Raw genomic sequence first — 25,742 nt, 5'->3', positions numbered from 1 at the left:
CGCCCGCGTTGCCATCAGTAGGGAAGGGGATCGGACAGGCTTCGCCCGTGGCTCCGAATGATGCCAGAGTACCAGCGTGCGCTGTCCTTCGGGGTCCGCTCGAGCGTCCCGTAGTTGACGTGGATGATACCGAACCGCTTGGAATAGCCCAGCGACCACTCCAGGTTGTCCAGCAGCGACCAGGCCATGTAGCCGCGCACGTCCACGCCGGCGGCGATCGCGTCGTGGATCGCGGCCAGATGCTTTCGTAGGTAATCAATTCGCAAGGGGTCGCGCACGCGCCCTTCCTCGGCCACCGGCGGATCGAAGAAGGCGGCGCCGTTCTCTGTGATGTAGACCGGCAGGTCGCCGTAGGTCCGCTTGAACCAGAGCAGCAGGTCGGTCAGGCCCTGCGGGAACACCTCCCAGCCGGTCTCGGTGTAGGTGCCCAGCGGCTGGCGCACCACCGTCGTGCGCTGCGGGTAGCTGTCGCCGTCGCCGGTGACGCTGCGCGTGTAGTAGTTGATGCCGACGAAATCCAGCGGCTGGCGGATCAGTCCGAAGTCCGCCTCGGGAAAGTCCGGCCAGGCCTCGCCGAAAATGTCCCTGAGTTCGTCCGGATAGCGGCCGAGCAGGGCGGGATGCAGGAACTGCTCGTTCATGTAGGCGTGCGCGCGGCGCACCGCGGCCGCATCGGCCTCCGAATCGCCCGCCGGGTACTTGGGCTCGATGTTGACCACGAGGCCGATCTCGTGCGCGCCCTCGGCGCGGTAGGCCTGCACCGCCGCGCCATGCGCGCGCATCAGGTTGTGCGCGGCGATCGGCGCCTCGAAACGGCTGCGGTGGCCCGGGGCGAGCGCGCCGTGCAGGTAGCCGCCGTCGGTGACCACCCAGGGCTCGTTGAGCGTCACCCATTTCCTGACCCGTCCGTCGAGCGCGCGGTAGAGCACGCGGCCGTACTCGGCGAACCAGTCGGCGCAGTCGCGGTTGAGCCAGCCCCCGCGGTCGTCGAGCGCCGCCGGCATGTCCCAGTGGTAGAGCGTGAGCAGGGGCTCGATGCCGTTGGCGAGCAGCTCGTCGACCAGGCGCGAATAGAAGTCCAGGCCCTTCTGGTTCACCCGTCCGGTGCCCTCGGGCAGGATCCGGGACCACGACACGCTGAAGCGGTAGGCCTGCAGGCCGAGTTCGCGCATCAGCCCCACGTCTTCCTTCCAGCGATGGTAATGATCGCAGGCCACATCGCCGGTATCGCCGTTGAGGGTCATGCCGGGCGTGTGGGCGAAGCGGGTCCAGATGCTGGGGCCGGCACCGTCGGCCAGCGGCGCACCCTCGATCTGGTGCGCGGCGGTGGCGGCGCCCCAGAGGAAGCCCTCGGGGAAGCGGAAGTCCTTGGAGGCAAGGGAGCTCATCGGGTTTCGGCGTCCTGTCAAGTGGCCTGCGCGGCCTGAAAACGATTACATTGCGAGGATAGCGCAAGCGTCGGAAGCGCCGCGTGGAGGCGGTCGCACAGTGCGCGCGTGGCGGGCCTGGCGCGCGGCGGCTGCACGGACGACGGGACCCTACGAGCCGGGAGGAACGAGTGGCGCACGTGCAACTGGAGCAGCTGCGCAAAGTCTATCCGGACGGGCACGTGGCCGTGGCCGGGGCCAGCTTCGAGGTGGCGGACGGCGAGCTGCTGGTGCTGGTCGGGCCATCGGGCTGCGGCAAGAGCACCCTGCTGCGGATGGTGGCCGGGCTGGAGGCGATCACGTCCGGCCACCTGCGCATTGGCGGGCGGCTGGTGAACGACGTGGCGCCCGGCGATCGCGACATCGCCATGGTGTTCCAGAACTATGCGCTGTATCCGCACATGACGGTCGCCGAAAACCTCGGCTTCGCCCTGAAAATGCGGCGCATGCCAGCTGCGGAGATCGCGCGTCGGGTGGCGGATGCGGCGAGGACGCTCGAACTCGATGGCGTCCTCGGAAGACGACCGGCGCAGCTGTCGGGCGGGCAGCGCCAGCGCGTGGCGCTGGGCCGGGCGCTGGTGCGCCAGCCGCAGGTGTTCCTGCTCGACGAGCCACTGTCCAACCTCGACGCGCGCCTGCGCGCCAGCATGCGGGTCGAGATCGCGCGGCTGCACCGCCAGCTCGGCGCGACCATGCTCTACGTCACCCACGACCAGGTCGAGGCGATGACCCTGGGCCAGCGCATCGTGGTGATGCACGAAGGGCAGGTGCAGCAGGTCGACACGCCCCTCGCGCTGTACCGCAACCCCGCCAACCGCTTCGTCGCCACCTTCCTCGGGACGCCGGCCATGAACCTGGTCGGCGGGCGGCTGCTGCGCGAGGACGGCTGGCGGCTCGCGACCGGCGAAGGCAGTGCGCTGCCGCTGCCGGAGGACGTCGCCATCGATGCCGGTCTGGAGGGCCGCGAAGTCCAGCTTGGCGTGCGCCCCGAGCACCTGCTGCAGGGGGCCGCCGCCCGCGGCTTCGATGCGGTCGTCGAGGTGGTGGAGCCCATGGGCAGCGACGTGCACGTGCACGTGCGCGCCGGCGGCACGGCGCTGGTCGCGCGTCTCGCCCCCGAGTCCCTGCCCGAACCCGGGGCCACCGTCCGGCTGCGGATCGCACCTGCGCAGCTGCACCTGTTCGATCCGGCGAGCGGCGTCGCCTTGACGCCGAGGTGACGGCATCTTCATGGCACGGCTGCACCATTCGCGCCATCATGGTGGAATGATGTCCGACGGCCCCCCCTTCCTGCCGCCGCCACCTCCGCTGTCCGAACGCTGGGCGTTGTTCCTCGACGTCGACGGCACGCTGGTGCCGTTCGCAGACGATCCCGAGCAGGTCTACGTGTCGCAACGCCTGGTCGAACGGCTGGGCGCGTTGTCCGCCGCGATGGATGGCGCCCTGGCCCTGGTGAGCGGCCGTCGCGTGGAGATGCTCGACCGCTTGTTCTCTCCGCTGAGGCTGGCGTCCGCGGGCCTGCATGGCCTGCAGCGGCGCCGCGCGGGAGAAGCGCTCGGCGTCCCGCCGGATGCGCCCGCGGCCCTGGAACAGGTGCGGCTGGAAGCGCTGGACCTGGTATCGGCCTGGCCCGGCGCCCTGGTCGAGGACAAGGGCGAGGCCATGGCCCTGCACTGGCGCGCCCGACCCGAGGCCGGGGACGCGCTGCGCGCCTATGCGGCGCGGGCGGTGGAGCGCCTGCCGGGCTACCAGCTGCAGCCTGGCGACATGGTGGTGGAGCTGCGCCCGCACCGGGCCGACAAGGGAACGGCCATCGCGGCGTTCCTGGCGGAGGCGCCCTTCCGCGGGCGCCAGCCGGTGTTCGTGGGCGACGACCTGACCGACGAATACGGCTTCCGCGCGGTCAATGCGCAGCAGGGCATGGGCGTGCTGGTCGGCGATCGCGGCGGCAGCGCCGCGCGGTACCGCCTGCCCGACATCGCCGCGGTGCACGCGTGGCTGGGGGCGGGCGCTTGAACGGAGAACAACGCATGCGACAGACGCTCGACCTCGGCGTGATCGGCAATGGCAGCTTCGGCGCGCTGGTCGATCGCGAGGCGAGGGTGGTGTGGTCCTGCCTGCCGGCCTTCGACGGCGATCCCGCGTTCTGCGCGCTGCTGTCGCCGCGCGAGCACGAGGGCGGCGACCTCGCCATCGAACTGGAAGATTTCGAGCGCAGCGAGCAGCAGTACGTCACCAATACGGCCCTGCTGCGCACGGTGCTCCACGACCGCAATGGCGGGGCGCTGGAAGTGCTGGATTTCGCGCCCCGCTGGAAGCAGAACGGGCGCATCTACCGGCCGGTGTCGATCATCCGCCGGATCACGCCGCTGGCCGGCAGCCCGCGCGTGCGCGTGCGGGCCCGGCCGCTGGCCGACTGGGGCGCGCGCGTGCCCGACTGCACCTGGGGCAGCAACCACATGCGCTGGCTGCTGCCGGGCTTCACCCTGCGCCTGACCACCGACGTGCCGATCCGGTTCGTGCGCGAGCAGACCTCGTTCGTGCTCAACCAGGCGGTCCACCTGGTGTTCGGCCCGGACGAACCCCTGCAGCGCTCGCTGTCGGGCTATGTCGAGGAGGCCATTGGCCGCACCGACGCCTATTGGCGCGAATGGGTGCGCTACCTTTCCATTCCGCTGGACTGGCAGCAGGCCGTGATCCGCAGCGCCATCACCCTCAAGCTGTGCCAGTACGAGGACAGCGGCGCCATCATCGCGGCGATGACCACCTCCATCCCCGAGGCGCCGCATACCACGCGCAACTGGGACTACCGCTACTGCTGGCTGCGCGACGCGGCCTTCGTGGTGCGCGCGCTCAACCGGCTCGGCGCGACGCGCAGCATGGAGGAGTTCCTGCGCTACATCTACAACATCGCCACCCACGACGGCAGCCTGCAGCCGCTGTACGGCATCGACTTCGCCGAGCAGCTGGAGGAGGCCGAGGTCGAGAGCCTGGCCGGCTATCGCGGCATGGGCCCGGTGCGCCGCGGCAACCTGGCCTGGGTACAGAAGCAGCACGACGTTTACGGCAGCGTGGTGCTGGCCTCGACCCAGCTGTTCTTCGACCAGCGCCTGGTGCATCCGGGCGACGCCGCCGCGTTCGCGCGCCTGGAGCCGCTGGGTGAGCGCGCCTGGGCGCTGCACGACCAGCCGGACGCCGGCCTGTGGGAGTTCCGGGGACGCGCCGAGGTGCATACCTACACCGCGGCGATGTGCTGGGCGGCCTGCGACCGGCTGGCCAAGATCGCCGGACTGCTGGGCAGGGAAGACCGCGTCCTGTACTGGCGCGAGCGCGCCGATGCGATCCATGCGCGCGTGATCGAACGCGCATGGCGACCCGAGGCCAACCATTTCAGCGCCTCGTTCGACAGCGACTACCTCGATGCCTCGCTGCTGCTGCTGGCCGACATCGGCTTCCTCGCCCCCGACGACCCGCGTTACGTGGCCACGGTCGACGCCATCGGGCGCGACCTGCGTCGCGGCGATGCGCTGTTCCGCTACGTGGCACCGGACGATTTCGGCGAGCCGGAAACCAGCTTCACCATCTGTACCTTCTGGTACATCGACGCGCTGGCGGCCACCGGCCGCGCCGACGAGGCGCGGGCGATGTTCGAGCGGCTGCTGGCGCGGCGCAACCACCTCGGGCTGCTGTCGGAGGACCTGGCCTTCGACGACGGCGAAGCCTGGGGCAACTTCCCGCAGACCTATTCGCATGTCGGCCTGATCATCGCCGCGATGCGGTTGTCGCGCAGCTGGCAGGAGGCCTCATGAGTCGTCTGGTCGTGGTATCGAATCGCGTGGCGGTGCCCGGCGAGAACCGGGCCGGCGGCCTGGCCGTGGGCCTGGAAGCCGCGCTCGGCGCACGCGGCGGACTGTGGTTCGGCTGGAGCGGCAAGGTGGTGCGCGAGGACAGCGGACGCCTGCACGAGCAGGAGGCCGGCGACGTCAAGTACGTCACCATGGACCTCAACCGCGCCGACCACGACGCCTACTACAACGGCTTCGCCAACCGCACGCTGTGGCCGCTGCTGCATTCGCGCCTGGACCTGGTCGACTACGCCCGCGAGACCCGCGCCGGCTACCGCCGCGTCAACATGCTGTTCGCCGACCGGCTGGCGCCGCTGCTGCGCGACGACGACGTGCTGTGGATCCACGACTACCACCTGATCCCGCTGGCGGCGCTGCTGCGCGACCGCGGCGTGCGCTGCCGGATCGGCTTTTTCCTGCACGTGCCGATGCCCTCGGCCGACCTGGTCTCGGCGCTGCCCGAGCACGGCCGCCTGTTCGGCACTTTCTTCGCCTACGACCTGGTCGGTTTCCAGACGGTGCGCGATGCGGACCGCTTCCGCACCTACGCGCGCATCTTCGGCGGCGCGTCGGTGGACGCCGACGGCGTGGTCAAGCTGCCCGGCGGCGGCTCGGTGGCCGTGGGCGCGTTCCCGATCGGCATCGACGCGCACCGCATTGCCCAGCAGTCGGCCGCGGCCATCAACAAGTCGGCCGTGCGCGCGCTGCGCGAGAGCCTGAGCGGGCGCAGGCTGGCCATCGGCGTCGACCGGCTGGACTACTCCAAGGGCATGCCGGAGCGTTTCCGCGCCTTCGCCCGTTTCCTCGAACGGCATCCGGCCGAACGCGGCAAGCTGACCTTCCTGCAGATCGCGCCGGTCTCGCGCGGCGACGTGGCCGAGTACCAGCACCTGCGCGACCAGCTGGAAGGCATCGCCGGCCACATCAACGGCACCCACGCCGCGCCGGACTGGACCCCGCTGCGCTACGTCAACCGCAACTTTCCGCACCCCACGCTCACCGGCTTCTACCGCCTGGCGTCGGTGGGCCTGGTGACGCCGCTGCGCGATGGCATGAACCTGGTGGCCAAGGAATACGTCGCCGCCCAGGACCCGGACGATCCGGGCGTGCTGGTGCTGTCGATGCTGGCCGGCGCTGCGGCCGAGCTCGACGCCGCGCTGCTGGTCAATCCCTACGACCTCGATGGCGTGGCGGACGCCATCGCCCGCGCCGCGGCCATGCCCCTGGCCGAGCGCCGCGAGCGCTGGGAATCGATGATGCGCCCGATCACCGGCTACGACATCCACGCCTGGTGCCGGGCCTTCCTGGGCAGGCTCACCGGCTCCGCCGGCTGAGGCCGGGCAGGCGGGCGGCCCCGCGACGGGCGGGCGGGGCGCTCGTTATACTCGCGGGTCGGATCGGGATTGGGGTTCGCCCCATTCCATTCGAATCAATGACTTGAGCGTCATTTCTACCTTTTTGCAAGAACCATAGGAGCCGTGCCTGCGGGCGCGGCCGGGGCCCCGAACGCCGCATGCGCCTGTCCACGATCAAGCTCGCCGGATTCAAATCCTTCGTCGACCCCACCACCCTGCACCTGCCGACCAACATGACCGGCGTGGTGGGTCCGAACGGCTGCGGCAAGTCCAACATCATCGACGCGGTGCGCTGGGTGATGGGCGAGAGTTCGGCCAGCCGCCTGCGCGGCGATTCGCTGACCGACGTGATCTTCGCCGGCTCCACCGCGCGCAAGCCGGTCTCGCAGGCGATGGTCGAACTGGTCTTCGACAACTCCGACCACACCGTCGGCGGCGAGTACGCGGCCTTCAACGAGATCTCGGTCAAGCGCACGGTCAGCCGCGACGGCCAGAGCAGCTACTACCTCAACGGCGCGCGCTGCCGCCGCCGCGACATCACCGACCTGTTCCTCGGCACCGGCCTGGGCCCGCGCAGCTACTCGATCATCGAGCAGGGCATGATCTCGCAGGTCATCGACGCCAAGCCCGAGGAGCTGCGCGTCTATCTCGAGGAAGCCGCCGGCATCTCCAAGTACAAGGAGCGCCGCAAGGAGACGGAGACCCGCATCCGCCACACCCGCGAGAACCTCGACCGCCTCAACGACCTGCGCGAGGAGGTGGGCAAGCAGCTCCAGCACCTGGCCCGCCAGGCCCGCCAGGCCGAGCAGTACACCGCCATCCAGGCCGAGCGGAAGATCCGCGACGCGCAGTGGAAGGCGCTGGAATTCCGTGCGCTGGACGCGCAGCTGCAGGCGCTGCGCCAGGGCCTGGCGCAGGAGGAAACCCGCCTGGAGCAGCTGATCGCCGAGCAGCGCGAAGCCGAGCGCGAGCTGGAAACCGGGCGTGTGCGCCGCGACGAGGCCAGCGCCGCGCTCAGCCGGGTGCAGGCCGCGAACTACGAGGTCGGGGGGACGCTGGCGCGGATCGAGCAGCAGATCGCGCACCAGCGCGAGATGGCCGCGCGCCTGCACAAGGCGCGCGAGGAAGCCCGCCAGGCGCTGGAAGAGATCGGCGCCCACATCAGCGGCGACCAGTCGCGGCTCGAGGACCTGCAGGCGGCGATCGCCGATGCGGAGCCGCGGCTCGAGGCGCTGCGCGAGGACGACGAGGTGCGCCAGGAGGCGCTGCGTGCCGCCGAGGAGGCGCTGGCCGACTGGCAGCAGCGCTGGGAGGCGCACAACCGCGAACAGAACGAGGCCTCGCGCGCGGGCGACGTCGAGCGCACGCGCGTGGACTACCTCGACCGGCAGTCGATGGACGCCGACCGGCGCCGCGAGCAGCTCCAGTCCGAGCGCGGCGCGCTGGACCTGGAATCGCTGTCGGAGGCATTCGAGGCCATCGCCCTGCGCCACGAGGAGCAGAAGCTGGCGCTGGATGGGCTCAACGAGCAGCTCGAAGCGCGCAAGCAGGCCGCGCTCGACCTGCAGGACCAGCAGCGCAGCGCCCAGAACGAGCTGTCGGACGTGCGCAAGCAGGCGCAGGAAGCGCGCGGGCGCCTGTCCTCGCTCGAGACCCTGCAGCACGCCGCGCTGGGACAGGAGCAGGGCGCCGCCGTCGAATGGCTGCGCCGCCACGGCCTGGATTCCGCGCGCCGCGTGGGCGAGCAGCTCAGCGTCGAGCCGGGCTGGGAGAACGCGGTCGAGGGCGCACTGGGGCAGCTGATCGAAGGCGTGCTGGTGGAGGCGCCCGAGACCCTGGTCGAGGCCCTGGCCGACCTTGGCGAAGGGCGGCTGGCGCTGGTCGCGGCCGGAACCGGTGAGGACGCATTCGCATCGACCTCGCTGGCGGCGAAGGTGCAGGGCCCGCTGGCCATCCGCCGGATGCTGGCGCGGCTGCACGTGGCCGAGGACCTGTCCGAAGCCGCTGCCCTGCAGGCGCGGCTCGACCCGGGCGAGTCGGTGATCACCCGCGGCGGCGAGCGCCTGGGCAGCGGCTGGGTGCGCGTGGTGCGCTCGGGCGCGGCCAAGCAAGGCGCGCTGCTGCGCGAACGCGAGATCAAACAGCTGCGCGCGGACATCGAGCGGCTGCAGGCGCGCGAGCACGAACTGGAAGCCGCGCTGGCCTCCGGCCGCGAACGCCTGCTTGCCGCCGAGCAGCAGCGCGAGGACGCGCAGCGGCAGCTCTACGCCGCGCACCGCAGCGTGTCCGAGCTGGCCGGGCAGCTGCAGGGCCAGCAGGGGCGGGTGGACAATGCCCGCGCCCGGATCGAGAAGATCGAGGCCGAACTCGGCCAATTGGTCGAGACGATCGACAACAGCGCTGCGCAGGCGCGCGAAGCCCGTTCCCGGCTGGAGGACGCGGTTGCGCGCATGGCCGAGCTCGAGGCCGCGCGCAGCGCACTGGAGGCCGAGCGCCGCAGCCTGGCCGAGGCGCGCGACGCCGCCCGCGCCGCCGCCCGCGAGACCCGCGACGCCGCCCACGCACTGGCGCTCACCCTCGAATCGCAGCGTGCCCAGGTGGTGGCCCTGACCCAGGCGCTGCAGCGCATGGGCGGCCAGCGCGGCCAGCTGGACGCGCGCCTGGGCGAGCTGGCCTCGCAGCTGGCCGACGGCGATGCGCCGGTGGTCGCGCTGGAAGAGCAGCGCCAGGCGGCGCTGGAGCAGCGCGTGATCGCGGAGAAGGACCTGGCCGCGGCGCGTTCGGCGCTGGAAGGCGTGGACAACGAGCTGCGCGTGTTCGAGCGCACCCGCCAGGAGCGCGAGCAGCAGGCCCTGGCGCAACGCGAGGCGATCGCGCAGCGCCGGCTCGACCAGCAGGCGCTGGAGATCAAGGCCGGGCAACTGGCCGAGGCCGTCGTCGAGGCCGGTTTCGCGATGGACGAGACCATCGCCGGCCTGCCCGAGGAGGCCACCGCGCCGGCCTGGGAGAAGATGGTCGTCGACTTCGACGCGAAGCTGCGCCGGCTGGAGCCGGTGAACCTGGCCGCGATCCAGGAGCACGCCGAGGCGGCGCAGCGCAAGGAATACCTCGACGCGCAGGACGCCGACCTGACGACGGCGCTGGAAACGCTGGAGGAGGCGATCCGCAAGATCGACCGCGAGACCCGCGGCCGCTTCAAGGACACCTTCGACCGGGTCAACTCTGGCGTGCAGGAAATCTATCCGCGCCTGTTCGGCGGCGGCCATGCCTATCTCGAACTCACCGGCGACGACCTGCTCGACACCGGCGTGGCGATCATGGCGCGCCCGCCGGGCAAGCGCGTGAGCAACATCTCGCTGCTGTCAGGTGGCGAGAAGGCGATGACCGCGGTGGCGCTGGTGTTCGCGATCTTCCAGCTCAATCCCGCGCCTTTCTGCCTGCTCGACGAGGTGGACGCGCCACTGGACGAGGCCAACGTCGGCCGCTTCACCGCGATGGTCTCGGAGATGAGCCAGCAGGTGCAGTTCCTGTTCGTGACCCACAACAAGGCCACCATGGAAGCCGCGCAGCAGCTCAGTGGCGTTACCATGCGCGAGCCTGGCGTGAGCCGGCTGGTGTCCGTCGACCTGGCCGAAGCCGCGCGCCTGGCGGGCGCGGCGTGAGCCCCCGCACCAGTCCCGGAGGACCTGCATGACCGAACTGCGCATTGGCATCCTGATCGCCGGCCTGATCCTGCTGGCCGCGATCTGGTACTTCGGCACGCGCCCGCGGCAGGGCCGGGGACAGGGACGGCGCCTGCCGCGCGAGGAGCGCGACGAGGCCGGCCGGCTCGAACCCACCCTGGGCGCGCAGATCGAGCGCGAGCTGGCCGGCGCCCCGGAAGCGACCGGCGAGCAGGTGGTGCAGACCGAGATGGAGCTGCTCGACGAGAGCGTCGGCACAGCCTCGCCCAACAGCGAACTGGGCAAGCGCGTCAGCGAGGATTTCGACAAGATCGTGACCCTCTACGTCGCCGCCAGGGCCGGGCAGGTGCTGCGCGGGCCGGACATCGTGGTCGCCGCCGAGAAGGCCGGCCTGACCTACGGGCACATGAACGTGTTCCACCGCCTGGTCGAGAGCCATCCCGAACGCGGGCCGATCTTCAGCGTGGCCAACATCCGCAAGCCCGGCAGCTTCGAGATGGCCAGCATCCAGTCGCTGGAAACGCCGGCGATCGCCTTCTTCCTGACCCTGCCGGCGCCGGTGAGCGCGCTCGACGCCTGGGACGCGATGCTGCCGGCCGCGCAGCGCATGGCCGAACTGCTGGACGGCGTGCTGCTGGACGAGTCGCGCAACGCGCTCGGCCGCCAGCGCATCGCAGGGCTGCGCGACGAGCTGCGCGCCTGGGACCGCGAGCACGAAGTTCCGCCGGTCACGCGCAGTCCGCGCTGGTAAGTCCTGTCCCCGGGCACAGCATGCGCGGTTGACGCCGCTGGCTGGAGGACCGGCCGCGAACCAGATCCTGCCTGCTGGCGCCCAGACCTGTGGGGCCCCGCCGCGAACGGCGGGCCCGCTCCGCAAATGTCCCCCGGAATCCGCCTCGCCGGATTCCTCCTCCTTGATTTGCTGCGCGGGCCCACGCCCGCGGCGGGGCTCGGCTGCGGATCGAGAAAGCGCCCGGCATTCCTGATACCTGCAGGGCAGTGCGTTGCCCGGTTTCCGCTGCGATTGCGGAAGGGGTCCAGATAAGGGCGCCGCGTCGCTGGCGCTCTGTCCCGTCCCGTCCCGCGGGAAAGGAATCCTTGAGGTAGGGAGCCGGGACGGCATCCGTCGCGGCGCCCGAAGATGCGGACGTGACGGACACCCCGCGCACCCGTCCAGGCTGCGCAGGAGTGCGCGCCAAACCATGAGCAAGCCGAGCCTCGCCGCGGCCGGCGGGCTTCCGCAGCGAAATCAAGGAGGAGGCGTCCGCCGCCAGGCGGACGCCGGGGGACATTCGCGGAGGAAACCCGCCGGCTGCGGTGAGGCCCCTCGGGTCGCCGCGTACCAGCGCCAGCGACAGCCGATCGGGGCGTCGCATCGGACGGGTCCAGGGGGGTATCCGCGAAGGAAGCCCGCCGGTCGCGATGAGGCATGTCGGGGGCGCCCTGTGCCAGGCATCCGTGACATCCAGCGCGCGCAGCATCCCGGCGGATGCAGGGAGCGTTCGCAAAGGAAGCCCGCCGATCGCAGTGGGACCCGTCAGGCCGCCACGCACCAGGCGCATGTGACAGCCAAACCCGGCGCCGCATCCTACAATTCCGCACATGCCAGAGCCCGCCGCCACCGCCCGCGTTGCCGAACTGCGCGCGCGCATCGAAGACGCCAACCACCGCTACTACGTCCTCGACGATCCCTCGATCCCGGATGCCGAGTACGACGCGCTGATGCGCGAGCTCGAGGCGCTGGAACAGGCGCATCCCGAACTGGCCAGCGCCGACTCGCCGACCCGCACCGTCGGCGCCCGGCCCGACGGCGGCTTCCCCGAAGTCGCCCACGCCGTTCCCATGCTCTCGCTGGCCAACGCCTTCGAGACCGCAGGAGTGCCGGAGGACGCCGACGACCGCGAACGGTACGCCGAGGTCGCCGATTTCGAACGCCGCATCGAACAGAAGCTGGGCATCGCCGAGCCGGTGTTCTCGGTCGAGCCCAAGCTCGACGGGCTGGCGATCAGCCTGCGCTATGAGGACGGCGTGTTCGTGCAGGGCGCGACCCGCGGCGACGGCAGCACCGGCGAGAACGTCACCGCGAACCTGCGCCAGGTGCGCGCGGTGCCGCTGCGCCTGCGCGCCGGCGACGCACCGCCGCCAGCGGTGCTGGAAGTGCGCGGCGAGATCTACATGCCACGCAAGGCCTTCGAGGCATGGAACGCGGCGGCGCTGGAACGCAACGAGAAGCTCCTGGCCAATCCGCGCAACGGCGCGGCCGGGTCGCTGCGCCAGCTCGATCCCGCGGCCACGCGGCGCCGGCCGCTGGCCTTCTTCGCCTATGGCGTGGGCGAGGTGCGGGGGCTGGAACTGCCCGAGACCCATTCGCAGACCCTGGCCCTGCTGCGCGGCTTCGGCTTCCCGGTGGCGCCCGAGGTCGACACCGCCCAGGGCTTCGACGGCCTGCTGGCCTACTTCCGCCGCATCGGCAAGCTGCGCGATGCGCTTCCCTACGACATCGACGGCGTCGTCTACAAGCTCGACGACTACGACCAGCAGCGCGAGATGGGCTTCGTCTCGCGCGCGCCGCGCTGGGCGCTGGCGCACAAGTTCCCGGCGCAGGAACAGTCGACGGTGCTGCGCGCGATCGAGGTGCAGGTCGGACGCACCGGCGCGATCACGCCGGTCGCACGGCTCGAACCGGTGCAGGTCGCGGGCGTCACCGTCACCAACGCGACGCTGCACAACGCCGACCAGATCGCGCGGCTCGATGCGCGCGAGGGCGACACGGTGATCGTGCGCCGCGCTGGCGACGTGATTCCCGAGATCGTGCGGGTAATCAGGGAACGGCGTCCGGCGGGTGCCGTGCCCTGGACGATGCCGTCGCATTGCCCGGTCTGCGGCTCGGAACTGGTGCGCGAGGAGGGTGCCGCGGCCTGGCGCTGCAGCGGCGGGCTGTCCTGCCCGGCGCAGCGCAAGGAGGCCGTGCGCCACTTCGCCTCGCGCCGCGCGATGGACATCGAAGGCCTGGGCGACCGGCAAGCCGAGGCGCTGGTGGAATTCGGCTTCGTGCATTCGCCGGCCGACCTGTACGCGCTCACGGTCGAGGACCTGGTGCGGATGAAGACCGCGCTCGACACGGGTACGACGGCCGAGCTGTTGGCGGCCGTGTCCGACAGCCGCGGCGCGCTGGCGCTGGATATCGCAGGGCAGAGGGCGCTCGCGGACGAGGCCATGGAGTGGAAGAACGCCGCGTTCCTGCGCCGGCACCTGGCCGTCGACGTGTCCGGCAAGCTGGCCACGCGCTGGGCGGAGAATCTGGTGGCCGGGATCGAGGCGAGCAAGCGCACGACGCTGCCGCGCTTCCTGTTCGCGCTCGGCATCCCGCACCTGGGCGAGACCACGGCCAAGTCGCTGGCGGCGTGGCTGGGCACGCTGGAGTTCGTGCGGACCACACCCGCCGTGCTGCTGCAGGCGCTGCCGGACATCGGCGCGGAAGTCGCGCGCTCGATCGCGACCTTCTTCGAGCAGCCGGGCAATGCTGCCGTGGTCGATGCGCTGCTCGCGGCCGGGGTCGCTCTCACCGACGAGGGCGCGCCCTCGGCCGCGCTGCGCGAACGGCTGGGCCTGGCCCACCTGCTCGGCACGCTGCCGGTCGACAAGCTCGGCGCCAAGAGCGCGGAACGGCTGGCCGAGACCTATGGCACGCTCGACGCGCTGCTGCGCGCCAATGCCAGCGGCTGGGCGGGCGCGGGCGCGTCGAGCGCGGGCGCGGAGAACCTCGCCGCCTACCTTGCCGACGAGGACGCGCTGGCGGAACTGCGCGCCGCCGATGCTGCCATGCGACGCCTTCTGGAGGCCGCGCCGGCCAAAGCCGGACGCGCGGCCGGCCCGCTCGATGGCAGGACCGTGGTGCTGACCGGCAGCCTCTCGGCGATGACCCGCGACGAAGCCGGCGAAAGGCTCGAGGCGCTGGGTGCCAAGGTGGCCGGCAGCGTTTCGAAGAAGACGCAGCTGGTGGTGGCCGGCGAGGCCGCGGGCTCCAAGCTCGCCAAGGCGCAGGAGCTGGGTATCGAAGTCTGGGACGAGGCGCAGCTGCTGGACTTCCTCGGGAAGCATGCGTGAGCGCGCAGATGGCCTTGCGGCCCGTGCAGCCCGACGAGCTGCCGCGGCTGTTCGACATGCTGCGCAGCTTCTATGCCGAAGAGCGCATTCCGCTCGACGAGGGCCGCGTGCGCCGCGGCCTCGACCAGCTGCTCGCCGATCCGGCGCTGGGCGCGCTGCTGTTCGCCGAAGTCGACAGCGCGTGCGTCGGCTATCTCATCCTCGGCTGGTGCTTCAGCATCGAACAGGGCGGCCGCCACGTGCTGGTCGACGAGCTGTACCTGGCGCCGGAGGCGCGGGGGCGCGGGCTCGGCACCGCGATGCTGGCGGCGGCCTGCGACTGGGCGCGGGGGCAGGGCGCCGCGGTCGCACGGCTGGAAGTGAACCACCACAACCCGCGCGCGAGAACGCTCTACCTGCGCAACGGCTTCCGCGACGACCAGCGCGACATCCTCACCCGCGTGCTGGAAGGGGAGTCGGCATGAACCACGCGGCGCTGCGCCTGCGCGCCCGGCTCAACCGGCTGGTGCGCGAGTTCTTCGACGCGCGCGGCGTGCTCGAGGTCGAGACGCCGGTGCTCTCGCGCGCCGGCAACACCGACCCGAACATCGCCTCGTTCCAGCTGGAATTCACCGGCCGCACGGAAGGCGGGCCGCGCACGCGCTGGCTGCGGACCTCGGCCGAGTTCCCGATGAAACGGCTGCTGGCCGAAGGTCTCGGCGACTGCTACGAGCTGGGACGCGTGTTCCGCGACGGCGAGGCCGGCGGCCGCCACAATCCCGAGTTCACCATGCTCGAGTGGTACCGCGTCGGCTGGACGCTGGACCCGCTGATCGACGAGACCGCCACGCTGGTGCGCGCGGCGCTGGGCCTGGTCGGCCGTAGGGCGACGCTGCGCAAGGCCTCGTTTCGCGAGGTCTATCGCGAGGCGCTGGGCCTGGATCCGATGACGGCGTCGGTCGACGAACTGCGCGCGGCCTTCGACGGTGCCATCGACCCGGAAGGCCTCACCCGCGACGACTGGCTCGACCTGCTGATGACCCATCGCATCCAGCCGGCGTTTCCGCAGGACCAGCTGCTGGCGATGTACGACTATCCGGCAAGCCAGTGCGCGCTGGCCAAGGTGGTGCGTCGCGATGAGGTGGACGTGGCCGAGCGGTTCGAGCTCTACCTCGGCCCATTGGAGCTGGCCAACGGCTACCACGAGCTCACCGACGCTGCCGAACAGCGCGCCCGCTTCGAACGCGACCACGCGGTCCGCGCCGCCCGCGGCGCGGTCCAGCCTCCGATCGACGAGGCCCTGCTCGAGGCGCTGGCCTCCGGCATGCCCGGTTGCGCCGGCGTCGCGCTCGGCATCGACCGCCTGCTGATGGCGATGCTGGGCACCGGCGCCATCGCCGACGTGCTGGCCTACGACTTCCACCGCGCCTGAGCCGTCGCCTGCCGCGGCGTAGAATGGCGCCATGAACCAGGTCATCGACTACGCCCGCTACGACCGCATCCGCCCGATCCGCTGGACCGGCGACGCGCTGGAACTGCTGGACCAGCGCAAGCTGCCCTTCGTGGTGGAGTACCTGGCCTGCCGTAGCAGCGACGAAGTGGCCCAAGCCATCCACGCGCTCGCGGTGCGCGGCGCGCCGGCCATCGGGATCTCCGCCGCCTGGGGAGCGGTACTGGCCGCGCGCGAGGTCGAGGCCACCGATGCGGAGGCCGCGGCGCAGGCGCTGGAGCCGGCGCTGCAGCGGCTCAACGCCGCGCGCCCCACTGCCGTCAACCTCGCCTGGGCGCTGGCACGCATGCGCGCCGCGCTGCTGCGCGCGCGGGCGGGCGAGGGCATGGACTGGCGCGCGGCGCTGGAAGCCGAGGCGCGTGCGATCGAGACCGAGGACCTCGCCGCCAACCACGCGATGGGTACGCTGGGCGCTTCGCTGGTCGCGCCGGGCAGCGGCGTGCTGACCCACTGCAATACCGGATCGCTCGCCACCGCCGGTTTCGGCACCGCACTGGGCGTGATCCGCGCCGGCGTCGCCGAGGGTCGCATCGGCAAGGTCTACGCCGGCGAGACGCGTCCCTGGCAGCAGGGCGCGCGCCTGACCGCCTGGGAGCTGCTGCAGGACGGCATCCCGGCCACCCTGATCGCCGACTCCGCCGCCGCGCACCTGATGAAGACCGGCGCGGTGCAGTGGGTGGTGGTCGGCGCCGACCGCATCTGCGCCAACGGCGACACCGCCAACAAGATCGGCACCTACCAGCTGGCGATCGCCGCGCGCCACCATGGCGCGAAGTTCATGGTGGTGGCCCCGTCCTCGACGGTCGACATGGACACTGCCTCGGGCGATCTGATCGAGATCGAGGAACGCGATCCCGCCGAGCTCTACGGCGTCGGCGGCCAGCGCACCGTGGCCGAGGGCGTGCCGGCCTGGAACCCGGTGTTCGACGTGACCCCGGCCTCGCTGATCGATGCGATCGTGACCGAGAAGGGCATCGTCCAGCACCCCGACACCGCGTCGATGCGGGCACTGTTCGCCGCCTGATCCGCGTAGTCGCCGCCCGGTCGCGCGGCGGCGATACGCCATGCGGCCGCGCTCACCCCTTGCGCGCCAGCCGCCAGATCGCCACCGCGCTGAACAGCACGGTGAAGCCGACCGAATAGACGATCGCCATCGCCAGCGGTTCGAACTGGAATTTCTCCACGCCCGCGGCATGCATCGCCAGCTGGATCACGTGGAACTGCGGCCATGCCGGCACCTGCCAGTGCAGCGATTCGGGCAGCGGGAAGAACATGCCCGACAGGTAGCAGCCCGGCAGGTAGACCAGGTTTGCGTAGCCCGGGGCGGCGCTGCCCTTGAACAGGGTGCCGATCATCAGGCCCATCGCGCAGAACGGGATCGCGCACGCGATCAGCACCATGCTCAGCAGGACGATGCGCCCCATGTCCAACTCCAGCCGGCCGGCGAGCAGGGCCGTGGCCAGGATCGGCAGGTAGGCGAGCACGCCGAAGCCCAGGCCGCAGGCGAGCTTGGCCACCAGCCAGCTGCCGATGGGCGCCGGCTGGGCGCGCTTGAGCCGCAGCAGGCCCATTTCGCGCTCCATCGCCAGCGAGGCGCCGATGCCGAACAGCCCCGGCATGCTGACCGCCATCACCGCGAAGGCGGCGAACAGGAAGACGCCGGCCGCGGGATCTTCCGCGGTCGCCTTGCCGGCCACCGCCAGTGCGATCAGGGCGTACAGCGCGACCGGCATCAGCAGTACCGGAAAGGCAAGTCCAGGGTTGCGGAGCATGCGCAGCGCCTCGCAGCGCGCCTCCTCGGCGTAGGCGCGCAGCACGCGTCCCGCGGAGGGTCTCGGCAACGGCAGCGCGGGGGCGATGGTGTTCATGCGGCTTCCTTCGTGAGGGTGTTGAAGGCTTCACCGAGCCCGGCCTCGCGCACTTCCAGCCGCGACAGGGCCGGGTCCTCGGCCAGCAGTCGGCGCACCACGCGCTCGGCATCGACGGCGGTCAGGTGCAGGCGGTCGCGCTCGCGCCGGACCTCCTGTACGCCGGGCCAGCCGGCAACCTCGGCTTCGCCCAGCCGTGTCTCGCAGCTGATCCGGCGCCGCGCGACCAGGGCGCGCATCTCGTCGACGCTGCCCGAGGCGATCAGGCGTCCCCTGGCGACGACGGCCACGCGGTCGGCCAGCGCCTCGGCTTCCTCCAGGTAATGGGTGGTGAGCACGATCGAACAGCCCGTCGCGAGCAGGCCGCGGATGCTGGTCCACAGCGCTTCGCGCGCCTGCACGTCCAGGCCCACGGAAGGCTCGTCGAGAAACAGCACGCGCGGCCGCCCGCAGATGGCGACGGCGAACTGCGCGAGCCGCTTCTGGCCGCCGGAGAGCTTGCCGTAGGCGCGGTCGGCGAACCCGGTCACGCCGGCACGGCGCAGGCATTCGTCGAGGTCGAGCGGATCGGCGTAGTAGCTCGAGGCCAGGCGCACCAGCTCGCGCGGGGTCAGCTCCTTCGGCAGTTCGACGTCCTGCATCATCGCGCCCAGGCCCTGGCGGCGCATGGTGTCCTGCGGTGGGCCGCCGAGCAGGTCGACCGCGCCGGCGTCGGGTTCAAGCAGGCCCAGCCACAGCGAGATGGCCGTGGTCTTGCCGGCGCCATTGGGACCGAGCAGGGCCAGCAGCTCGCCGCGGCGCAGCTGCAGGTCGAAACGGTCCAGCGCGGTCACCCCGCCGAAGCTGCGGGTGATGCCCTGCAGGGCGGCCACGGGCGCTGCGCCATGCGGCTGCGTCGTGCGCGTCCCGCGCGGTGCGGGGGAAGGCGGCATCGGCTGCGGAGCGTCGCCTTTGCCCCGGCGCACGCGACGGCCGTTGAGCAACTGCCCGATCAGGGTCGGCCGCACCAGCCAGTGGTAGCTGGCGAACAGCACGGCGAAGCTGACGGCCAGGATGACGGGGTATTTCAGGCTCCAGTGCAACGGCCAGTGCCCGACCCAGACCTGCAGCGCGGCGACCACCGGCAGGTGCGCGAGGTAGATCCAGTACGAGGCGTCGGCGACATAGCGGCGCACGGGGCTGTAGCCGTCCAGCCAGCGCAGCGCCGCGCCGGTCAGGCCCAGCGCCAGGCCCCAGGCGGCCACGCCGTGCATGAGCGCGAAGCCGGCCTTGGTCAGCACCGCCCCCTCGATCAGCACCAGCGGATTGGCGGGCACGCCATCCGGCGCCATCGGCGTCGCGCGCATGCTCACCAGCATCCAGGCCGCGGCCAGCGCGCCGGCCAACAGGTTCGGCAGCCAGTGGCGTGCCAGCGTCGCCAGTCCGTCGGCGGACCGATGCAGCAGCCAGCCCACGGCGAAGGCGGTGCCGTACGCCACCAGCGGCGCGAGCTGCGGGACCAGGCTCCGGTCGGGCGTGGGAATGCCGGTCCAGTAGAACCAGTTGGACAGCGGCAGCAGGGTGCCGGCGACGGGCAGGGCGAGCACGAACAGGACGACGACCGGCAGCCGCAGTACCGTCGAAACCTGGCGATCGACCATGCTGCGCAGCGCCTGCCCGCGATCGATGCGCGCGACCAGCCCCGCTACCAGCAGCGCCAGCACATAGCACTGCAGCAGCTGGTACAGGAACCACAGGTGGGTGAGCGGAAACGCGCCGGCGACCTTCGGCATCGCCGGCATCTCGGGAATAGTGCCGCCGAACACCTTGGTCAGGCCGGCAACCCAGACCGCCGAAATCAGCGGGAACAGCACTACCCAGCCTGCGACCAGGGGCAGGCCGATGCGCAGGGCGCGGTTCTTCCAGAATCCTGCGGTCCCCAAGCGCCCGTGCAGCAGCCGCGCGAAGTAGCCGGCGATGAGGAAGAACAGCGTCATCCGGAATACATGGGAGACGAAGGCGGCGTCGCCCAGCAAGGCACTGGGCGAACTGTCGTTCATGGCCCACAGCCCGGGCGGCCAGCCCGGCATGAAGGACAGGGCGGCGTGGAAGGCCACGCCGAGCAGGAGCGCGAAACCGCGGACGGCATCGAGCGCGTGCAGGCGCTGCGGGTCGATACGGGACATGACGGCGTCCTTTCAGAGGAAGTCGCGGCGGCGCGCCACGGTGAGCTGCGGCAGGGCGATGGCGAGCACGAGGACCAGCGCCTCGACCAGCAGCACGTTGAACACGGTGCCGTTCCACACTGGCGCGGCGGCGTCGAGATGGTTGCGGATACCCGGCAGGGCGCCGACGACGAACATGAAGACGCTGACCGACATGTTGGTGAGGATGATCGCGGCGGTCATCGCGCCTTCCGAGCGCGCATGCAGCGCCGCGCAGAGCACGATGGCGAAGTTGGCGAGCAGGTAGCCGGACAGCACCACGACGAAGGGCAGCATCCCGTCGGGGACCGCCGGCGAGGCCTGCACCAGGAGCACGGCCGAGAGCGTGGCGGCCAGCCAGGGGAGGGCGAAGGACAGCACAAGGCCGAACGTCTTGGCCAGCACGTACTGCGGAATCGAGACCGGCAGGGCGAGCAGGAACTGCAGCGACTGTTCCTTGCGCTCGTTGGCCACGCCGTAGATCGCGAGCATCACCCCGCCGGCGATCACCGCGGTGATCCAGGCGATCGCGCCGACGTTGAAGGCCACGCCGCCGAAGGCGCAGGCCAGCGCCGAGAGCGCCGCCGCGGCGGCGGTCGCCAGCATCATCCAGCGGTGGACGTGGAGTTCCTTGGCGATGAGCCGGAAGACGATACCGTTCATGGATTGCGCGCTTCCCGGTGATGCATGACGTTGGCGACGAAAATCTCTTCCAGGCTCATGCGCTGGACGCCGCGCGCGGCATCGCCCAGCTGCGCGAGCTGTGCCTCGTCGAAGCGGTTGGTGGTAAGGGTGCGGAAGCGGCCCTCGCCGGACTCGGCCACGATGTGCGGCAGCGGGGGCAGGGTGGCGCCGGGTTCGAGCTGCACCTCGATGCGGCGCCAGCGCTCCAGGAAAGCCTCCTTGTCGCTGCATTCGAGCAGCCGCCCGCGGTCCATGAAGGCGATCCGGTCGGAAATGCGCTCGACGTCCACGGTGTTGTGCGATGAGAACAGGATCGAGCGGCTGTCGTCGCGCAGCACGTCCATGAATTCGGTCAGCAGCTCCTGGCGCGCGACCGGGTCCAGGCCGTTGCCGGGCTCGTCGAGCACCAGCAGCCGGGGCCGCCGCGCCAGCGCCAGCAGCATGGCGGCCTTGACCTGCTCGCCATGCGAGAGCGTGCGCGTCGCCTGCTGCGGATGCAGGTTGAAGCGGCGCAGCAGGGTCGCGGCGTAGTCCGCGTCCCAGCCCGGATAGGCCGAGGACACGAAGGCCATGTGCCAGGCGATGGTCGCGTTCGGGACCAGGCGCATGTCGGCCGAGACGTAGCCGATATCGCGCTTGGCCTCGGCCTGCGCCGATGGCATGGGGTGGCCCAGCACGCGGATCTCGCCCGCATCCGGCGCCAGCATGCCCATGGCCATGCGCAGGATGGTGCTCTTGCCGGCGCCGTTGGGCCCGACCAGGCCCAGTACCTCGCCGGGCTCCAGGTCGAAGGAGATCCCCTGCAGCTGGAAGAAGCGGTAGGCCTTGCTGACGCCCCGCATGCGCAGGTGGGCGGTGGTGCTCATGATGTGCTCCCGGCGCGCAGCGCGCTGCGCAGTCGTGCTTCGAGTTCTTCGTCGGTCATGCCCAGCTGGCGGGCGATGTCGGCGGCCCCGCGCAGGTGCTCGTCGAGCTTCTGCTGCTGCAGTTCGCTCGCCGCGCTTCCGCGGCCGCTGTCGGCCACGAACGAGCCCTTGCCGTGGCGGGTGACGATCACGCCCTCGGACTCCAGGTCGAGGTAGGCGCGCTTGACCGTGATCACGCTGACCCGGATCGCCGCGGCCAGCGCCCGGATCGACGGAAGCTCCTGGCCGGCAGGCCACTCCCCGGACGCGATGCGCGCGCGCACCTGCTCCACGATCTGGAGATACATGGGCCGCGCATCGGTCTGCGAGATGTGGAGGTCAGTGTTCATACTGTGCATATAGTGTATGCACAGTTGGGGCGCGATGGGAAAGTACCGTCTGTCGGGAGACCCGGGTCTTCAGGCCGGCGCGAAGGTCGGGATCGGCCGCAGCGGTGCTCAGCGCTCGCGCCGGCGCCAGTCGAAGTCCGGCCGCTGCAGGCCCAGCACGATGCCGATGGTGGTCGAGGGCAGCAGGACGCAGGCCACGAACAGCAGGGTCTGCGCGCCGCCGATGTCGAACGCGGCCAACAGCCACTGGGTCGCGGTCATCCAGGCCCAGTGGATGCCGATGCAGGTCCACAGCCGGCCCGACAGCGCCCGCGCATAGCCGAGGATCAACCCGAGCCCCGGCACGAACATCCACTGCTGCAGCGAATCCAGCGCGCCGACCGCCCAGGCGAAAGCGACGAATACCGCCAGCTGCGCCAGCAGGGCGGCCCACGCCGGCGCGTGCCGCCCGACCAGGCCCTGGACGTAGCCGCGCAGCCCCAGTTCCTCGGGCAGGGCCTCCGACAGGAGAACGGCCAGGGCGATGCCCGGCAGGAGCAGGGCCGGATTCGTCGCCCCCGGGCGCGGCGACAGCGTCGCCCAGTCCAGCCACAGGCAGAGGGCCACGCCAGCGGCGGCGGGCAGCAGCCACAGTGCGATACCCGCGGCGAAGGCGCGCAGGTTGCTGCCTGCCGCCGCGCTCCATCCCGCCACGCGCCAGGGCAGCCGGTCGTACCGGAGCAGGCCCCAGACCAGCGCGACGACGCCGGCCGACAGCAGCACGCCTTGCGCAATACGTTGCGCGCGCCGGTCGGACACAACCTCGGGCATTCCCAGCGTCAGCCGCCAGAGCACCACCAGGGCGATGGCGAACAGCAACAGGCGCGGAAGCGGGGACGGTGCGCTCGACCTCATCGGGACCGGATGCGGGCGGGTGCGGACAGTGTGGAGCTGCGGGCCGCCCCGCTGTACTGACAGCTGTCAGGCACTGCTGCTGGCGGCCGATCCGGAAACGTATCGCGGACGGCGTCGGAGATCCGGATGGCGAAGGGGCGGGAGCGATGCGGCTGTCGCCGCGCAAGGATCCGCAAGTGGTTGTTTTCGCGCAGGAATATGCTGGCGAAAAGACGGCGTTCGTGATAGCATTCCGCGATTGATTCCGGCGCGGCCGACAGGCCCGCCGTCACGTTTTCCGGGCGGCTGCCGGCAGCCGCGGGGAAGCCCGGCATACACAGGACGCAAGCAACTCGATGACCGATCTCGCGCAGGAAATCATCCCGGTCAACCTCGAAGACGAAATGCGGCGCAGCTACCTCGATTACGCCATGAGCGTGATCGTGGGGCGCGCGCTGCCGGACGTCCGCGACGGCCTCAAGCCCGTGCATCGCCGCGTGCTGCACGCGATGAACGAGCTTGGCGCGCACAGCAACAAGCCGTACTACAAGTCGGCGCGTATCGTCGGTGACGTCATCGGTAAGTACCACCCGCACGGCGACCAGTCGGTGTACGACACCCTGGTGCGCATGGCCCAGCCGTTCTCGCTGCGCTACATGCTGGTGGACGGGCAGGGCAACTTCGGTTCGGTCGACGGCGACTCCGCCGCGGCGATGCGTTACACCGAGGCGCGCATGGCGCGCATCACCCACGAGCTGATGGCGGACATCGACAAGGAAACCGTCGATTTCCAGCCCAACTACGACGAAAAGGAGCTCGAGCCGTCGGTGATGCCGACGCGCTTCCCGAACCTGCTGGTCAACGGCTCGGCCGGCATCGCGGTCGGCATGGCCACCAACATTCCGCCGCACAACCTGTCCGAGGTCGTCGATGCGCTGATCGCGCTGATCGACAACCCGGAGATCGACATCGACGGCCTGATGGAATACATCCCGGGCCCGGATTTCCCCACCGGCGGCATCATCAACGGCGTGGGTGGCATCCACCTGGCCTACCGCACCGGCCGCGGCCGCGTGCGCATCCGCGCCAAGTGCGACGTCGAGGTGGCCGACAACGGCCGCGAGTCGATCATCGTCACCGAGATCCCCTACCAGGTGAACAAGGCGCGGCTGATCGAGAAGATCGCCGAGCTGGTGAAGGAAAAGAAGCTCGAGGGCATCAGCGAGCTGCGCGACGAGTCCGACAAGGACGGCATGCGCATCTACATCGAGATCAAGCGCGGCGACTCGGCCGAGGTCGTGCTCAACAACCTCTACGCCCAGACCCAGCTGGAGTCGGTGTTCGGCATCAACATGGTGGCGCTGGTCGACGGCCGCCCGCAGCTGCTCAACCTGCGCCAGATCCTCGAGGCCTTCGTCCGCCACCGCCGCGAGGTGGTGACCCGCCGGACGATCTTCGAGCTGCGCAAGGCGCGCGCCCGCGCGCACATCCTCGAGGGGCTGACGGTCGCGCTCGCCAACATCGACGAGATGATCGAGCTGATCAAGACCTCGGAGAACCCGGCGGTCGCCAAGGAGCGCATGCTGGCGCGCCTGTGGCAGCCGGGCCTGGTGGGCGCGCTGCTCGAGGCGGCCGGCGCCGAGGCTTCGCGCCCGGAGGACCTGCCCAAGGGCGTCGGCCTGCTGGCCGACGGCTACCAGCTCACCGACACCCAGGCCCAGCAGATCCTGGAGATGCGCCTGCACCGCCTGACCGGCCTGGAGCAGGAAAAGCTCACCGAGGAGTACCGCCAGCTGCTGGAAACCATCCGCGGCCTGATCGAGATCCTCGAGGATCCGGAAGTGCTGCTGGAGGTGATCCGCACCGAACTGCGCAACGTCAAGGAAGAGTTCGGCGACGAACGCCGCAGCGAGATCCGCGCCAGCGAGGAAGACCTCGACATCCTCGACCTGATCGCCCCAGAGGACGTGGTGGTCACGCTCTCGCACGCGGGCTACGCCAAGCGCCAGCCGGTCACCGCCTACCGCGCGCAGAAGCGCGGCGGCCGCGGCCGCAACGCCGCGGCGACCAAGGACGAGGATTTCATCGACCAGCTGTGGCTGGTCAACACCCACGACACCCTGCTGACCTTCACCAGCGCCGGCCGCGTGTTCTGGCTGCCGGTCCACCAGCTGCCCGACGCCGGCCCGAACGCGCGCGGCCGCCCGATCATCAACTGGATCGCGCTGGAGGAAGGCGAGAAGGTGCAGGCGGTGGTGCCTGTGCGCGAGTACGAGCCGGACAAGTTCGTGTTCTTCGCCACCCGCAACGGCACGGTCAAGAAGACGCCGCTCACCGAGTTCGCCTTCCGCCTGGCGCGCGGCAAGATCGCGATCAACCTCGACGAGGGCGACGCCCTGGTCAATGCCGAACTCACCGACGGCAGCCGCGACGTGATGCTGTTCTCCAGCAACGGCAAGGCGGTGCGCTTCGACGAGGGTTCGGTGCGCGCGATGGGCCGTACCGCCACCGGCGTGCGCGGCATCCGCCTGGCCGAGGGCGAGTGCGTGTGCAGCCTGGTCGTGGTCGATGGCGAGGGCGACATCCTCACCGCCAGCGAACGCGGCTATGGCAAGCGCACGCCGCTGGAGGAATACCCGAAGAAGGGCCGCGGCACGCAGGGCGTGATCGCGCTGCAGACCACCGCCCGCAACGGCAAGCTGGTCGGCGCCATCCAGCTGTCCAACCAGCACGAGGTCCTGCTGATCTCCGACGGCGGCACCCTGGTGCGCACGCGCGCCTCGGAGATCTCCCAGGTCGGCCGCAACACCCAGGGCGTGACCCTGATCCGGCTGGGCGAAGGCGAGAGCCTGCAGGCGATCGAGCGCGTGGATGCCTCGCTCGAGGAGGACGACGGTGCAGCCGAGGTTGCCACCGAGGCGGCAGGCGAGGCGCGTCCCGAGGCCTGAGCCCGGTCGCGCATCGGGGTAGGGA

18 protein-coding genes and 1 pseudogene are annotated in these 25,742 nt (G+C 70.9%); 11 read left to right on the top strand and 8 right to left on the bottom strand.

What is annotated here, in order from left to right; all coding sequences use genetic code 11:
* Nucleotides 1-14 precede the first annotated feature (14 nt).
* A complete protein-coding gene (locus tag ACFQ2D_RS03755; RefSeq protein ID WP_280940818.1) occupies nucleotides 15-1,388 on the bottom strand; it encodes a GH1 family beta-glucosidase in 1,374 nt (457 codons plus the stop codon).
* A gap of 170 nt (nucleotides 1,389-1,558) precedes the next feature.
* Between ACFQ2D_RS03755 and ACFQ2D_RS03750 the strand changes: the two genes are divergently transcribed.
* From ACFQ2D_RS03750 to mtnA, 10 genes are all read left to right on the top strand, one after another.
* The gene (locus ACFQ2D_RS03750) at nucleotides 1,559-2,647 is read left to right on the top strand and encodes an ABC transporter ATP-binding protein (RefSeq protein WP_280940819.1); all 1,089 of its coding nucleotides are present in this window, start codon (nucleotides 1,559-1,561) and stop codon (nucleotides 2,645-2,647) included.
* A gap of 49 nt (nucleotides 2,648-2,696) precedes the next feature.
* Nucleotides 2,697-3,443, top strand: a complete 747-nt coding sequence (gene otsB / locus ACFQ2D_RS03745; RefSeq protein WP_280940820.1) for a trehalose-phosphatase — start codon at nucleotides 2,697-2,699, stop codon at nucleotides 3,441-3,443.
* 14 nt (nucleotides 3,444-3,457) lie between these two features.
* The gene (locus ACFQ2D_RS03740; protein WP_280940821.1) at nucleotides 3,458-5,236 is read left to right on the top strand and encodes a glycoside hydrolase family 15 protein; all 1,779 of its coding nucleotides are present in this window, start codon (nucleotides 3,458-3,460) and stop codon (nucleotides 5,234-5,236) included.
* The gene (gene otsA / locus ACFQ2D_RS03735; protein ID WP_280940822.1) at nucleotides 5,233-6,606 is read left to right on the top strand and encodes an alpha,alpha-trehalose-phosphate synthase (UDP-forming); all 1,374 of its coding nucleotides are present in this window, start codon (nucleotides 5,233-5,235) and stop codon (nucleotides 6,604-6,606) included. Before ACFQ2D_RS03740 ends, otsA begins: the two co-directional genes overlap by 4 nt.
* A gap of 179 nt (nucleotides 6,607-6,785) precedes the next feature.
* Nucleotides 6,786-10,289 carry a chromosome segregation protein SMC gene (gene smc, locus ACFQ2D_RS03730; protein ID WP_280940823.1) on the top strand — a complete coding sequence of 1,168 codons (3,504 nt, stop codon included), beginning with the start codon at nucleotides 6,786-6,788 and terminating at the stop codon, nucleotides 10,287-10,289.
* A 28-nt stretch (nucleotides 10,290-10,317) separates the two neighbouring features.
* A complete protein-coding gene (gene zipA, locus ACFQ2D_RS03725; RefSeq protein ID WP_280940824.1) occupies nucleotides 10,318-11,061 on the top strand; it encodes a cell division protein ZipA in 744 nt (247 codons plus the stop codon).
* Between the two features lie 851 nt (nucleotides 11,062-11,912).
* A complete protein-coding gene (gene ligA, locus ACFQ2D_RS03720; protein WP_280940825.1) occupies nucleotides 11,913-14,417 on the top strand; it encodes an NAD-dependent DNA ligase LigA in 2,505 nt (834 codons plus the stop codon).
* Nucleotides 14,414-14,881 carry a GNAT family N-acetyltransferase gene (locus ACFQ2D_RS03715; protein WP_280940826.1) on the top strand — a complete coding sequence of 156 codons (468 nt, stop codon included), beginning with the start codon at nucleotides 14,414-14,416 and terminating at the stop codon, nucleotides 14,879-14,881. The genes ligA and ACFQ2D_RS03715 overlap by 4 nt, the downstream gene beginning before the upstream one ends.
* Nucleotides 14,878-15,828: an EF-P lysine aminoacylase EpmA gene (gene epmA, locus ACFQ2D_RS03710; protein ID WP_280940827.1), complete on the top strand. Its 951-nt coding sequence runs from the start codon at nucleotides 14,878-14,880 to the stop codon at nucleotides 15,826-15,828. Before ACFQ2D_RS03715 ends, epmA begins: the two co-directional genes overlap by 4 nt.
* Nucleotides 15,829-15,859: 31 nt before the next feature.
* The gene (gene mtnA / locus ACFQ2D_RS03705) at nucleotides 15,860-16,930 is read left to right on the top strand and encodes an S-methyl-5-thioribose-1-phosphate isomerase (RefSeq protein ID WP_280940828.1); all 1,071 of its coding nucleotides are present in this window, start codon (nucleotides 15,860-15,862) and stop codon (nucleotides 16,928-16,930) included.
* A gap of 52 nt (nucleotides 16,931-16,982) precedes the next feature.
* Here the strand turns inward: mtnA and ACFQ2D_RS03700 are convergent, their stop codons facing one another.
* From ACFQ2D_RS03700 to ACFQ2D_RS03670, 7 genes and pseudogenes are all read right to left on the bottom strand, one after another.
* A complete protein-coding gene (locus ACFQ2D_RS03700; RefSeq protein ID WP_280940829.1) occupies nucleotides 16,983-17,774 on the bottom strand; it encodes an ABC transporter permease in 792 nt (263 codons plus the stop codon).
* Entirely contained in the window at nucleotides 17,771-18,706 is a 936-nt protein-coding gene (locus ACFQ2D_RS03695; protein WP_280940966.1) for an ABC transporter ATP-binding protein, read from the bottom strand. The genes ACFQ2D_RS03700 and ACFQ2D_RS03695 overlap by 4 nt, the downstream gene beginning before the upstream one ends.
* 102 nt (nucleotides 18,707-18,808) lie before the next feature.
* Nucleotides 18,809-19,939, bottom strand: a pseudogene (locus tag ACFQ2D_RS03690) (acyltransferase family protein); the annotation flags it as partial.
* A 12-nt stretch (nucleotides 19,940-19,951) separates the two neighbouring features.
* Entirely contained in the window at nucleotides 19,952-20,620 is a 669-nt protein-coding gene (locus ACFQ2D_RS03685) for an ABC transporter permease (protein WP_280940830.1), read from the bottom strand.
* Nucleotides 20,617-21,507, bottom strand: a complete 891-nt coding sequence (locus ACFQ2D_RS03680; protein ID WP_280940831.1) for an ABC transporter ATP-binding protein — start codon at nucleotides 21,505-21,507, stop codon at nucleotides 20,617-20,619. The genes ACFQ2D_RS03685 and ACFQ2D_RS03680 overlap by 4 nt, the downstream gene beginning before the upstream one ends.
* Nucleotides 21,504-21,896 carry a GntR family transcriptional regulator gene (locus tag ACFQ2D_RS03675; protein WP_280940832.1) on the bottom strand — a complete coding sequence of 131 codons (393 nt, stop codon included), beginning with the start codon at nucleotides 21,894-21,896 and terminating at the stop codon, nucleotides 21,504-21,506. The genes ACFQ2D_RS03680 and ACFQ2D_RS03675 overlap by 4 nt, the downstream gene beginning before the upstream one ends.
* Before the next feature lie 108 nt (nucleotides 21,897-22,004).
* Nucleotides 22,005-22,790, bottom strand: coding sequence for a CPBP family intramembrane glutamic endopeptidase (locus ACFQ2D_RS03670; RefSeq protein WP_280940833.1), 786 nt, complete (start codon nucleotides 22,788-22,790; stop codon nucleotides 22,005-22,007).
* A gap of 335 nt (nucleotides 22,791-23,125) precedes the next feature.
* On the opposite strand from ACFQ2D_RS03670, the gene gyrA reads away from it, so the two are divergent.
* Nucleotides 23,126-25,717: a DNA gyrase subunit A gene (gene gyrA / locus ACFQ2D_RS03665; protein WP_280940834.1), complete on the top strand. Its 2,592-nt coding sequence runs from the start codon at nucleotides 23,126-23,128 to the stop codon at nucleotides 25,715-25,717.
* Nucleotides 25,718-25,742: the final 25 nt, after the last annotated feature.

Origin of the sequence: Luteimonas composti (genome assembly GCF_042678665.1) — a bacterium.
Taxonomy (GTDB): domain Bacteria; phylum Pseudomonadota; class Gammaproteobacteria; order Xanthomonadales; family Xanthomonadaceae; genus Luteimonas; species Luteimonas composti.
This window is presented reverse-complemented; position numbering and strand designations above follow the sequence as displayed.